At 58.2% G+C, this 11,769-nt stretch carries 12 protein-coding genes; 5 read left to right on the top strand and 7 right to left on the bottom strand.

Going from position 1 to position 11,769, the window contains the following annotated elements; all coding sequences use genetic code 11:
• Nucleotides 1–18 precede the first annotated feature (18 nt).
• The 3 genes from J7412_RS07790 to J7412_RS07780 form a co-directional block, all read right to left on the bottom strand.
• On the bottom strand, nucleotides 19–987 hold the full coding sequence (locus J7412_RS07790; RefSeq protein ID WP_209078127.1) for an SIR2 family protein: 969 nt from the start codon (nucleotides 985–987) through the stop codon (nucleotides 19–21).
• Nucleotides 987–1,595, bottom strand: a complete 609-nt coding sequence (locus J7412_RS07785; RefSeq protein ID WP_209078126.1) for a hypothetical protein — start codon at nucleotides 1,593–1,595, stop codon at nucleotides 987–989. The genes J7412_RS07790 and J7412_RS07785 overlap by 1 nt, the downstream gene beginning before the upstream one ends.
• Before the next feature lie 349 nt (nucleotides 1,596–1,944).
• A complete protein-coding gene (locus J7412_RS07780; RefSeq protein ID WP_348540480.1) occupies nucleotides 1,945–2,862 on the bottom strand; it encodes a LysR family transcriptional regulator in 918 nt (305 codons plus the stop codon).
• Nucleotides 2,863–2,995: 133 nt separating this feature from the next.
• On the opposite strand from J7412_RS07780, the gene J7412_RS07775 reads away from it, so the two are divergent.
• Both J7412_RS07775 and J7412_RS07770 read left to right on the top strand, forming a co-directional pair.
• Nucleotides 2,996–3,919 carry an SDR family NAD(P)-dependent oxidoreductase gene (locus tag J7412_RS07775; protein WP_209078125.1) on the top strand — a complete coding sequence of 308 codons (924 nt, stop codon included), beginning with the start codon at nucleotides 2,996–2,998 and terminating at the stop codon, nucleotides 3,917–3,919.
• Nucleotides 3,920–3,946: 27 nt separating this feature from the next.
• A complete protein-coding gene (locus tag J7412_RS07770) occupies nucleotides 3,947–4,321 on the top strand; it encodes a DUF4345 family protein (protein WP_209078124.1) in 375 nt (124 codons plus the stop codon).
• A gap of 139 nt (nucleotides 4,322–4,460) precedes the next feature.
• Here the strand turns inward: J7412_RS07770 and J7412_RS07765 are convergent, their stop codons facing one another.
• From J7412_RS07765 to J7412_RS07750, 4 genes are read right to left on the bottom strand one after another with little or no spacing between them, the layout of a single operon-like run.
• Nucleotides 4,461–5,267, bottom strand: a complete 807-nt coding sequence (locus J7412_RS07765) for an SDR family NAD(P)-dependent oxidoreductase (RefSeq protein WP_209078123.1) — start codon at nucleotides 5,265–5,267, stop codon at nucleotides 4,461–4,463.
• Nucleotides 5,264–6,202, bottom strand: coding sequence for an SDR family oxidoreductase (locus J7412_RS07760; RefSeq protein WP_209078122.1), 939 nt, complete (start codon nucleotides 6,200–6,202; stop codon nucleotides 5,264–5,266). Before J7412_RS07760 ends, J7412_RS07765 begins: the two co-directional genes overlap by 4 nt.
• Nucleotides 6,199–7,107 (bottom strand): bile acid:sodium symporter, encoded by a 909-nt coding sequence (locus tag J7412_RS07755; RefSeq protein ID WP_209078121.1) that lies wholly within the window; start codon nucleotides 7,105–7,107, stop codon nucleotides 6,199–6,201. The genes J7412_RS07760 and J7412_RS07755 overlap by 4 nt, the downstream gene beginning before the upstream one ends.
• The gene (locus J7412_RS07750) at nucleotides 7,104–8,423 is read right to left on the bottom strand and encodes an NAD(P)-binding domain-containing protein (RefSeq protein WP_209078120.1); all 1,320 of its coding nucleotides are present in this window, start codon (nucleotides 8,421–8,423) and stop codon (nucleotides 7,104–7,106) included. The genes J7412_RS07755 and J7412_RS07750 overlap by 4 nt, the downstream gene beginning before the upstream one ends.
• A gap of 63 nt (nucleotides 8,424–8,486) precedes the next feature.
• On the opposite strand from J7412_RS07750, the gene J7412_RS07745 reads away from it, so the two are divergent.
• The 3 genes from J7412_RS07745 (at nucleotide 8,487) to J7412_RS07735 (ending at nucleotide 11,767) form a co-directional block, all read left to right on the top strand.
• Complete coding sequence (locus J7412_RS07745) at nucleotides 8,487–9,155, top strand: TetR/AcrR family transcriptional regulator (RefSeq protein ID WP_209078119.1); 669 nt, start codon at nucleotides 8,487–8,489, stop codon at nucleotides 9,153–9,155.
• Nucleotides 9,156–9,254: 99 nt separating this feature from the next.
• On the top strand, nucleotides 9,255–10,259 hold the full coding sequence (locus tag J7412_RS07740) for a hypothetical protein (protein WP_209078118.1): 1,005 nt from the start codon (nucleotides 9,255–9,257) through the stop codon (nucleotides 10,257–10,259).
• A 215-nt stretch (nucleotides 10,260–10,474) separates the two neighbouring features.
• Nucleotides 10,475–11,767: an O-acetylhomoserine aminocarboxypropyltransferase/cysteine synthase family protein gene (locus J7412_RS07735; RefSeq protein WP_209078117.1), complete on the top strand. Its 1,293-nt coding sequence runs from the start codon at nucleotides 10,475–10,477 to the stop codon at nucleotides 11,765–11,767.
• The last annotated feature ends 2 nt before the right edge of the window (nucleotides 11,768–11,769 follow it).

Below are 11,769 nucleotides of genomic sequence, written 5' to 3'. Positions count from 1 at the left end.
ATCTAAATCGACAACTTGCTACCAGTCGACAAAGTCAAGGATGCTATCCAAGTGAACGACCTCGACATCGTTCTTGAGTTTGTCTCGCCAGTAGGCCAACCTGTCATTGTCGGGCTGTGACCCGCTCCACTCCACCACACGCACATGTTTGTTTGCGCACCTACTTGCTAGCTGATTGTTGAGATGAGTGTCATAGCCAGAGTAACCAAAGAGCACGACCTCACTGCTCTCCTTCAAAGCCTTACCCAAGAAGCGCCAATACTCTGACAATAAACTTGATGCAGAAATGATAGCGGTCTTATGCCTTACATGAGTGAGAACTAAGTGGGTGCTGTCAACCTGCTCACCAATGAGTTGGTGCCTCCGAAACTTTTTGATACGTCCGTTTGGCGCATCATAGAATAGAGGTGACCCATGCAGGTGTAGATACCAACCAAGCCTGTCGGGGTTTTTCCTCATCATGTTGTTTTTGGAGAACCCGGTCCGTGTCATACCGTCTATTAGGTCACCGTTGTACCCGCGCAGAACATGCGAACCGAGAAACGCTTCGTATAGCAGAGGATCGTAGTTAAGTGTCGCCACGTGCGATTTCGTTTCATGGATGAAATCAGTGAGGGGCTCAACAAACTCATATGGCAATTCCTCTCCGGTATCGTGAAAGCAGCATGCAACCTGATGCACGAACTTTCGGATCGAAGACGGAAACTCTCTACCGTGCTCTGACAGCCAGTGCGCCTCGTCCTCTAGCTCAATACCATCTAGGAAATCGCAAGAAGCCAACACACGCTGCAGGACATACAAGTCTTCCTCGCTGCTGGGTCGCTCATACTCTGTATCTTCGGGAAGACAGGCGCGGATCATTCCTTTCTGAGCATCAGAAAGGATGTCATCCTCCCACACATAAGCAAGCGCATTGTCGAGAGAAAACAACTCAGGCGACAGGCCCATACCCAGCCCATTGCCGAAGATCAACGTCTTACGGGTCATTAGCTTACGTCCGCTATCAAATTTGCAATGGTGCTGGCGTCGCTTCGCAGAATAGCCCGTGTAGTATTGGATACAGACTTCTCCCCGGTTCTGCTTCCATTGGTGAGGTTAGCAATTGCGAAAGTGCTGTTGGCAAGTGCGGTGCTTCGGTAGCACTCGCGCAGCAATAAACAGCCGACAGCGGCGTACTTTCTTTGGAGCTGTGGAGTTCTTGCAGCCCAAATCGAATGCACCCAGCTGGTGTCCTTCTCAACTGTTAGGAAGAGCGGATCGCAGGCAATCGAAATATTGTGTCCGGGAATGTCGTATGTGCGCGGCCTCTTAATGGCTTCGATCTTGCGTTTGCTGGCATATCTCTCAGAAAATCCTTGGTACGCGGCTGTGTTGTACTCGCGCTCAACTGCATTAGTGGGTGATTGCAATATATCGTCGACTACATCGCTACTCTCACCTGCAAGATGAGCCCGGATGGCTCGCGTTAAGCTCTGATAGAAGTTATAGCTCGCTCCACCGTTTATCTTCTTGTCAATGGCGGCAATCTTCTGGTCGGTGTCCAACTGACAAAGGCGAATGAAAGAAGATAGCGTGAACACTTGATTTGTAGCCATTGGTCCTCCGACAAACCGCTTTTGCGGCTCTGTGATCGAATGCTTAGTCATATCAAGGAAACTCTACCTTCGAGCGACAGAAGGTCAACGACATTCAATCTTAGGCCACCGCACTCGCCTACGCTGTGACGCCTTGCCTAAACGCCCTAAGTGAGACACAAAGGTGAGACACAACCGCTAACCCGCTCTGGATTGTTGAGCAATTGCGGTCACTTAGAGGAGTGGTGGACTTTCCAAGGTCGCCCACCACTTTCCATCTTATCAGTGACTTAGCGCGCATTGTGAATGTGGATGCTCAGGTTTTATCCAAACAGCTTGGACCCGTGTTCTTAGCGTTGAGAGCTTTTGGCTACGCCACCTCCCGCGGTTTTGTGCCTGCGACCCAGAATTCGTTTTTGCGGGCGGTGACCTTGGCTGCGAGGAAATCTACGAACAGGCGCACGCGAGCCGTGTTGCGCAAATCGCGGTGCAGAAGCAGCCAGAGGTTGCGGTATGGCAGCGGTGTCTGAAAAGGGGCGCGGATCAGACCAGGGTGTCGGTCTCCGATGCTGCAAGACAGATAAGCCATGCCCATCCCCGCCGCAGCAAGAGTTGTCAGAGGCACAAGTTCAGAGACACGGTGTTTGAGCTGCGCCTTGGGATAGCAGCTTTGCTGCACCCATTTTGCGGTGACCTCTCCTTCGGGCTCGTGCCAGCCGATGAGATGCAGCCCCTCCCCCTGATTGTCGCGCACCCGCGTCGCATAATCGGGGCTGCAATAGGCGGCTTGGGACATCTGCACGAGCTTGCGACCGACCACATCATCGGTGACCGTATCTGCGACGCGCAGTGAGACATCCGCTTCACGGCGCGTGAGATCGGCCACATCGTTGGAAAAGGTCATATTCAGCGAAATATCGGGATAGAGCGCGGCGAAGGCGCTCAGATCATCGGCGATTGACGTCATGGCCAGCCCATGCGGCAGGGTCAGATAGATGGTGCCTGAAGGCTGCGCATCGCGCCCGACAATCGCACGGGCGGCGGCGGTCATTTCTTCTTCGACCCGTTCTGCATAGGGCAGCAGATCTTCGCCCAGCTGCGTGAGGGCCAATCCCTGTTTGGAACGGTCAAACAGCCGGCTGCCCAGACGTTCCTCCATCACTGTGAGGCGTCGGGCGAGAGTTGTGTGATTGGCCTGCATGCTGTCGGCCCCGCCCCGAATGGTGCCGGTGCGCGCCACTGCCAAGAAGACCTTCAGATCGTCCCAATTCAAAGCATCCCCGTCCACTGCGCCCCCTTCTGTGGCTCAAAAATGAACCACCTTGTCCAAGTTTACCCGGATACACGTCGATTTTCAAACACCCTAATGTCCTGAGCATAGCGGGAGAGATCCCGAGACTTGGAAACGGAGGAAATGCGCTGTGAAACCCATTCAATCTGTCCTGATCACGGGCGCCAATGCCGGGCTGGGCCGAGAGGCTGCCCGCCAGTTGGCGATGCGAAACGGGGTGGAAAAAATCTACCTTGCCTGCCGAAATCAGGCGAAAGCGGAGGCAGCCCGAAACGCGCTTGAAAGCGAGACCGGGCGCAAGGTTTTTGAGGTCGTACTGATGGATGTCACCGCACCCGAGACGGTGCGCACAGCGGTGGCCGCACTGACCACGCCGATTGACGCGGTGGTGCTCAATGCCGGTGGCACCGGAGGGCAAAAGCCCAATGCGCTGACCAACGAGGGTGTCACCACCATCTTTGCCACCAATGTGCTTGGCCATATCGTGCTGGTGAATGAATTGCTGTCGCGCCAGCTCATCACCTCAACCGTGCTCTATGCTAGCTCTGAGGCGGCGCGGGGCATTCCGAAAATGAGGATGCAACGCCCGGATCTGGCAAGCGGATCGCTGGAAGAATTTGAATCCATTGCCAATGGCAACAAATTCGGGCCGGAGGGCGATCCGATGCAGACGTATGGCTATGTCAAACTCGCAGCGACGCTCTGGATGGGGGCCATGGCGCGCAAACATCCGCATGTTCGCTTTATCAGCATGAGCCCAGGCGGCACGGCGGGGACTGCAGGGTTTGACGATCTGCCGTTCCTCAAACGGGTCATCTTCAAACATGTCGGGGGCGTGCTAATGCCGCTGTTTGGCATGATGCACAGCGTTGAAACCGGCGCGAAACGCTATGTCGAGGGCCTGTTCAACCCTAAGTTTGAGACCGGGCATTTCTATGCCAGCAAGGCGGGCTATCCCACCGGAGCTTTGGTCGATCAGGTCAGCATCGACGCCACCTTTGCAGACACCACCACTCAGGACAACGCGAGCGACGCGATGATGCGGTTTGCGTGACACTCTATCCCAGAAAGGAGCCCAAAAATGGACCTCGCACTGAATATTCTTGTCATCGTTGCCACCGTCGCGCTTACGGCACTTGGCCTGATGTCCATGTTTGCCCCACGGCGCATGGTTGCAAATTTCGCGATTGAGCCGGTTGGCACACCCGGCCTCAGCACGATCCGATCCGTGATTGGCGGGCTGTTTCTGGCCTCGGTCGCGCTTTTGGTGATCGGGCTGACCACAGGGCAGACCCTTGGCTATGTTGCGGTTTCCATTGTGATGGCGGCGGTCACGGCCGGGCGGATCATTGGCATACTCGCGGATGGTTTTGACAAGGCTGTGGTGCCGCCGCTTGTGGTGGAACTGGCGATCATTGCGATTTTAATGACGGCCTACACCTCAACCGGTATGTGACGGGCGACCAAGCCGCAAAGCTCCAACCACAAACCCACTCAGCCTGATGCGAGACGCAGGCTGAGTGAATTTTTTGGAAATCTGAACAGGGTCGACCACTCTGGTCGCATTGGACAAACGGAGACATTTGCCGGGCCGTTCAAGCCTCGCGATCTGCCGCCTCGCCCGCTTCGCCCTTGATCGTGCGCGCCATGAGCCATTGATAGAAGGCGGGAGACACGCGGTTGAGCATATGGGCGAGTTTGGACACGCGGCCCACTGCCACAAAATCCCTGCCTTGGCGAAACCCGCGCAGGATTTCGGTGGCGGCCTGTTCCGGTGTCATGGCGTCCACCGCGTCAGCCGCACTGCCCGGTGGTGAGATGCCGAGCGCATCGATACGGCCCTCAGGATTGGTTGCGACAAAGGACGGGGCGGCGACACAGACCCGCACGCCAAAAGCTCTCTCCTCCGCCCTGAGAGAGCCGAAAAAACCGGCCATGGCGTGTTTGGAGGCCGCATAGGCCGCGCGTTGGTAAAGCGGGGCAAATCCTGCCACTGAGGTGAGCACGAGATGGGCGCCCTGACTTAGACGCAGGGCTTTCTGAAACGCCTGCGCCAAAGCGACGGCGGCGAAATAGTTGACCTCAAAGAGATGCCGGTGCGCGAGGTCTGAGAGTTTGGCCACCGGTCCAATCGTGGTGACGCCCGCCGCATAGACCACCAGATCAATACGTTCAAAGCAGGCTAGAATTTTCTCACAACAGGCGGCCAGCTGCGCGGGATCGGTGAGATCACATTTCATCGGCAATTGCGTGTCTGAGATTTGCAGCCCGCTGACCTCACGATCAAGCAACACCACCTGCCAGCCTTGCTCTTGCAGCTGCTTTGACAGGGCGGAGCCAAGCCCGCCGCCGCCGCCGGAGATCACAGCGGTTTTGCGCCCTCCTCCCCGTGGCTCGCTCATGAGCGCTGGTTCCGATGCCAGAACTCAAATACCTCACGGCTGGATTTCTCCGGTGTGTAGCCAAAATCTCGTTTCAAAGCGGTGTTGGAGAGCACGGGGCGATATTGCAGGAAGCTGACCTGTTCCGGGCCATATTGGGACAGACCAAGCGGGCGCGCCACGGCGAGCGCGGTGCGCAACAGCCAGGCGGGCAGCCGCAACACGGGTTTGCCCATCACATCGGAGAGATCATCGACGCTGAGCGCGCCGTCGCCTGCGACGTTATAGATGCCTGCGGGCCCATCCGTGGCCGCGCGTAGCAGAATGCGGGCGAGATCGCGGTTCCAGACAAAGACAAAGGGGCTGTCACTGCCCTGCACCGCCAGAAGGCGCGGTTTGTGGAAGAGATCGGTGATCTGATTGTCGGTGCGACGCCCGAGCACCGTGCCGACCCGCAGCACAACCTGTTCGAGGAAGGGCGCGTTGTGGCGCACCTCGGCCAGAAACTCCTCGACCAGACGTTTGTGATGGGCGTAGGCGAATTCCGCATTGCCCCGGATATCATCACTTTCGCGCAGCGGCACAGGGTTGTCGGCGTGATAGCCGTAAGCGGCGCCTGAGGAGGTGATCACCAAGCGTTTGGTGCCAGCCGCAAGGGCTGCGGTGACAACAGAGCGGGTCCCGACCACATCCACCGCATAGGCCATATCCCGCGTACTGTCTTTGGGGGGCGTCACAACGGAGGCCAGATGCACGATCACATCGGGCTGATAGCGGGCAATCACCCGCAGCGGGGCATCGGTGGTGACATCCATGGGATGAAACCGCGCATTGGCAGGTAGCTCTTCGGGGGCCTGTACATCACAGGCGATGACCTCATGGCTGGTTCTGGCGAGCTCCGCCAGAAGGGCTGAGCCGACCATGCCAGCGGCCCCGGTTATCAGGATACGGGTCATCGAGCAGCCTCTGTCCGGTTCATGATCATGGCCAGACCGAGGCCGGTAATCGCATGCCAAATCCCCCAAAACGCAGCCACCACGGCCATGCCGCCAAGCCCGCCGAAAAAGCCAAAAATAAGGATCAGACCGAGGCCTGAGTTCTGAATACCGGTTTCGATGGTGACCGCGCGCCGGTCATAGGCAGAAAGCCCCATCACGCTGGCGATGCTGAAGCCGGTGGTCAGCGCCAAAGCATTATGCAGAAGCACCAGCGCCGCCACAGCGGTCGCAAATTGCAAAAAGTAGTCCCAATTGGAAATCAGCGCCAAGACGATGAAGGCGATGAAAATGGCCATGGCCACATTCTGCAGCGGGCGGCGCAGGCGCGCTGTCAGCTCGGGGCGCGCGCTGTTGAGCGACACGCCAAGCACCAGAGGCAGGATCAGCATCAGCCCCACCGTGATCGCGACCGACACCGGATCAATCTGCGTGGCCTGCAAGATCGCGCGCGTTGGCGCATAAAGCGCGCCCCAGAACGCGATGTTGAGCGGCGTCATCAGGATGGCGCCGACGGTGGCAAATGCGGTCATGGACACGGAAAGGGCCGCGTTTCCGCCCGCGCGATGGGTGATGTAGTTGGAGATATTGCCGCCCGGACATGCCGCCACCAGCATCAGGCCCAAGGCGATGGAGGGCCGCGGTTGGGTGAGCAAGACCAGCACAAAGGTCACGGCAGGCAGCAGCAGAAATTGCGACACCAATCCCGTGACCAAGGCGCGCGGTGCCTGGACCAGCCGGCGGAAATCGGCAGGTGTCAGGTCGATGGCAATGGCAAACATCACCACCGCCAGAACCGCATTAAGCACGGTCAATGAGGTTGCGCTGAAGTTCAGCACAACCGCATCCAGACTGGCCTCAGTCATTTGGGTTGCTCCGCCTCTAGCGCTTTGATCCAGCGCGTCACAGCGCCACGGTATGTGGCCTTGTCAACGTAGTAGGCCATGCGCGGCAGTTCGAGGTAAGACATTCCACCGGTTGCGCGCGTGAAGCCGGACCGCTTCTCACGCTGGAGTTTTTTCGCCGCGGCACTGCCGCTTCTCAGCCCGCGTAGGTATCTCGCGACCATTTCCGCCTGCTCGTGCCGCCCCTGCCAGCCAAGCCCTGTGGCCTCCACCATGCCCAGCACAAAGAGGTCATCGCGCTCAGGATGCATGGCGTTCAGATAGAGATGTGGTGCATCTTTTTGCCAGTTGAGCAGTTTTTGGTCGATGAACGGATAGTCGAGTTTGTAGCCGGTTGCAGCAAGGATCATATCATAGTCGGCCTGCGCGCCGTCCGTGAAAGTCACCGTTTTCCCGGAAATATCGGCGATATCCGCACGGATGGTCAAATCGCCGTGGCCCGCGTGATAGAGCACCAGCGAATTCACCACCGGATGGCTTTCGTAAAGTTTGTAGTCGGGCTTGGGAAAACCATACTTTTGGGGGTTGCCGACAAACCATTTGAGGATCAGCCCATCGACCCGACGTTTGAGCCACATCGGCAGCTTGACCGCGCCGCCCATGGTGTCAGCCGGTTTGCCAAAGACGTATTTGGGCACGAAATAATAGCCGCGCCGCATCGACAGATCACAGCTTTGCGCGTGATGCACCGCATCCACCGCGATGTCGCACCCTGAGTTGCCTGCCCCAACCACCAGCACACGTTTGCCGGCAAATTGCTCCGGATGGCGATAGGCGGCGGCATGCAGCAGCTCACCGTCAAACTGGCCCGGCAATTTGGGCATATTAGGGGTACTGAGCGTGCCATTTGCGATCAAAACGCCCGCATAGACGGCGCTATGCGTTTGCCCTCCCTGTCGCCAAATGACACGCCAGCCCGCGCCGTTGTCCCCTTCCGGCGCTAGCTCTGTGACCTCCGCCCCAAACCGAAAATGGGGGCGCAGATCAAAATGCTCTGCGAAGTCGCGAAAATAGCGGGCCATCTCGCGGTGAGACGGGTACTCCGCCACCTCCGCATCCATGGGAAAATCCGCGAACTCCGTCATGGTCTTTGAGGAGACCAGATGCGCGCTTTCATACATGGTCGAGCGCGGCCCCTCGATGTCCCACAGCCCACCCACATCAGAGTGCAGCTCAAAGCCATCAAAAGCGATGTCCTGCGCGCGCAGCACCTTAGCCATGGCCAAACCCATCGGCCCCGCCCCGACGAGGGCGAATTTTTCGCGCGTTTCTGACATTCCGGTCTCCTTGAGAACGTTATTTAAGTTGAACGGTCGTTAAATATAAGGCAAGCTGTTTTTATGAGCCGTGATTTCCTGCAAGAAAAACAAAGACAAAGGGCCCCTTCCAAGAAGGCTTTGGAGACCCGAACACGGATCTTTGACGCAGCGGAAAGGGTGTTCTCGCGCCACGGCTACGATGCGGCATCGATTCGCGATATCGCCGCTGAGGCGGGGGTTCAGGGCGCGCTGGTGAACCACCATGGCGGCAGCAAGGAAGAGCTGTTCTGGCGAGTGGTGGCGCGCCGTGCCGACATCCTGAACGCCGCGCGGACCGAAGCGCTTGCGGCCTGCAAATCCCAAGGCGGGTTCACACTCAACGCCGCGCTCACATGCTATTTTGAGCCCTATCTGTCCCGGGCAGACTGCGGCGATGCACAGTGGCTGGCCTATGCGCGGCTGGTGGCTATTGTTTCCTCTGACACGCGCTGGCAAGAGCTGGCGTCGGTGTGTTTTGACCCCACCGCCATGCAGTTTGTGGAAGAAATCGCAGCGCTCTACCCACCTCAGGCCCGGGCCGCGGTGGCCACCGGATTTGTCTATTCCGTTGCCGGAATGCTGGCGCTTTTGACCGCGCAATGGCGGATGGAAGCGCTTGGCGACAGCCGCAAAGATGCCCAAAGCCGCCTGAGTGAGCTGGTGACCTTCTGCGCGGCGGGCATAGAGGCCAGTGCGGCGCAGGCACGGTGACCGGAAAGACCGCGTTTGCAAAAAAATCGAATGCGCGCTTTTGCAACTCTGCCTGCAGGCATATAGTTGCAAAAACAATCGCGCAGAGCAGCAGAGCAGATGGCAAAAAAGCCTTTGAAATCACAGAGCTTCAACATCGTTGTTGTGGGGCAAAACGGGCGCTTGCAATATGAGGCGGCGCTGTTTGCGGCCTCGCTGCGCGCCAAATCCCCCAATTTTGCAGGCCGCCTGTTTGTGGCTGAGCCGCAGCCCGGGCCGCGTTGGGAAAAAGACGTGCGCATCGGCAACCCGCAGGTGCGCGAGCTGCTGGAAGAGCTGGAGGCAGAAATCCTGCCGTTTGAAAGCCGCGCCTTTGGCGAGGACTATCCTTATGGCAACAAAATCGAGCTGCTGAGTGCGCTGCCTGAAGGGGAACCCTTTGTCTTCTTTGACAGTGACACGCTGATCCTTGATGACATCGCCAAAGTGCCGTTTGATTTTGAGCGCCCTTCCGCAAGCCTGCGGGTGGAGGGCACATGGCCGGAGCCGCCGCTCTATGGGCCGGGCTACAACGGGATCTGGAAAGCGCTTTATGACCGCTTCGGGCTCGACTTTGAAAGCTCCCTCGATCTGAGCCAGCCAGACGAGTACTGGCGGCGCTATCTCTATTTCAACGCCGGGTTCTTCTACTACAAATGCCCCAAGATGTTTGGCGAGCGGTTTCTAAAATATGCCACCAGCATTCAAAACGACCCGCCGGACGCGCTGGCCTCCCAAACATTGCGGCCCTGGCTTGATCAGATTGCGCTGCCGCTGGTGATCCACGGGCTTGGCGGCGGGCGGGATGCTCTGCCTGAGGGGCTACTTGATGGGTCGGTGAGCTGTCACTACCGGCTGATGCCACTGCTTTATGCACGGGAGGCCGATCATGTGGTCGCAGCGCTGGAAGAGATTGCCGCCCCCAACCGGATCAAGAAGGTGCTGAAACAATATGAGCCCTTCAAGCGGATGATCTATCAAAAGCGCGGACATAAAGCGCGGGCGCTGTTTGATCTCGAACACCTGCCGCGACGTGAACAAGCTATACGTAACACACTGAAAAAGAACGGATATTGGCTGCGCTGAGACAGGCGTAGACAAGGGTTACCCGTTACAATTCACGCGAGTGATCGCCAATTTCGGAAACATCCCCTTCGCAGGAAAGCGGGCGGCTGCGGCCTTGCATGGCGGTTTTCTGTCCGGCCTTGAGCGGCCTTCATCACGAAGTTGCGACTTGTTCGGTTGCACGACAGCGCGGCGCCCCCTAACACTTGTCGCCAAGAAAGTTAGGGAGAGACAACATGAGCGACGGACCCACCTACGGTTTTGACACATTGCAAATTCATGCGGGCGCGCGGCCGGATCCGGCGACCGGCGCACGCCAGACACCGATTTATCAGTCCACCGCCTATGTGTTTCGCGATGCGGAACACGCGGCGGCACTCTTCAACCTGCAGGAAGTGGGCTACATCTACTCGCGCCTGACCAACCCAACCGTGGCGGTTCTGCAAGAACGCATTGCCACGCTTGAGGGCGGTGTCGGGGCGGTCTGCTGTTCTTCGGGTCACGCGGCCCAGATCATGGCGCTGTTCCCGCTGATGCAGCCGGGCTGCAATGTGGTGGCTTCCAACCGGCTTTATGGCGGCACGGTCACGCAGTTCAGCCAGACCATCAAACGCTTTGGCTGGTCCGCGAAATTTGTCGACACCGATGATCTGGACGCGGTAAAAGCCGCCGTGGATGAGAACACCCGCGCGGTGTTCTGTGAATCTGTGGCCAACCCTGGCGGCTATATCAGCGACATCGAAGCGCTCGCGGCAATCGCGGATGAGGCAGGTGTGCCGCTGATCGTCGACAACACCTCGGCCACGCCGTACCTGTGTAACCCGATCAGCCTTGGCGCCACATTGGTTGTGCATTCCACCACCAAATATCTGACCGGCAATGGCACCGTCACCGGTGGCTGTATTGTGGACAGCGGCAAGTTTGATTGGTCCGCCAGCGACAAATTCCCCTCCATGAGCCAGCCGGAGCCGGCTTATCACGGACTGAAGTTCCATGAGACTTTTGGCCCGCTGGCCTTTACGTTCCACGGCATTGCGGTGGGGCTGCGCGATCTGGGCATGACCATGAACCCGCAGGCGGCGCATTACACGCTGATGGGCATTGAAACCCTCAGCCTGCGCATGGAGCGCCATGTGCAAAACGCCAAGGAAATCGCGGGCTGGCTCGAGACCCATGAACTGGTGGATTATGTGACCTACGCGGGGCTTGAGAGCTCGCCTTACCACGATCGTGTGGAGCGGATTTGCCCGAAAGGCGCTGGTGGCCTGTTCACCGTGGCGCTCAAGGGCGGCTATGCGGCTTGTGTGAAATTTGTGGAGAACCTTGAGATTTTCTCGCATGTGGCCAACCTCGGCGATGCGCGCAGCCTTGTGATCCACTCGGCTTCCACCACCCACCGTCAGCTGACGCCGGAGCAGCAGGAAGCGGCGGGTGCCGGGCCAAATGTGGTGCGGATTTCCATTGGCATCGAGGCGGCGGCAGACCTGATCGCCGATCTCGACCAGGCGCTGAGAAAGGCGCATGGCTAAGC

Source organism: Shimia sp. R9_3, assembly GCF_017743755.1.
Classification (GTDB): domain Bacteria; phylum Pseudomonadota; class Alphaproteobacteria; order Rhodobacterales; family Rhodobacteraceae; genus Shimia.
Note: the sequence above shows the minus strand (reverse complement) of the source record. Positions and strands in the feature narration are given on the sequence as shown.

Coding starts and splice junctions, on each gene's coding strand:
- J7412_RS07790 (WP_209078127.1), bottom strand. CDS start 987: ATGACCCGTAAGACGTTGATCTTCGGCAATGGGCTGGGTATGGGCCTG.
- J7412_RS07785 (WP_209078126.1), bottom strand. CDS start 1,595: ATGGCTACAAATCAAGTGTTCACGCTATCTTCTTTCATTCGCCTTTGT.
- J7412_RS07770 (WP_209078124.1), top strand. CDS start 3,947: ATGGACCTCGCACTGAATATTCTTGTCATCGTTGCCACCGTCGCGCTT.
- J7412_RS07765 (WP_209078123.1), bottom strand. CDS start 5,267: ATGAGCGAGCCACGGGGAGGAGGGCGCAAAACCGCTGTGATCTCCGGC.
- J7412_RS07760 (WP_209078122.1), bottom strand. CDS start 6,202: ATGACCCGTATCCTGATAACCGGGGCCGCTGGCATGGTCGGCTCAGCC.
- J7412_RS07755 (WP_209078121.1), bottom strand. CDS start 7,107: ATGACTGAGGCCAGTCTGGATGCGGTTGTGCTGAACTTCAGCGCAACC.
- J7412_RS07750 (WP_209078120.1), bottom strand. CDS start 8,423: ATGTCAGAAACGCGCGAAAAATTCGCCCTCGTCGGGGCGGGGCCGATG.
- J7412_RS07745 (WP_209078119.1), top strand. CDS start 8,487: ATGAGCCGTGATTTCCTGCAAGAAAAACAAAGACAAAGGGCCCCTTCC.
- J7412_RS07740 (WP_209078118.1), top strand. CDS start 9,255: ATGGCAAAAAAGCCTTTGAAATCACAGAGCTTCAACATCGTTGTTGTG.
- J7412_RS07735 (WP_209078117.1), top strand. CDS start 10,475: ATGAGCGACGGACCCACCTACGGTTTTGACACATTGCAAATTCATGCG.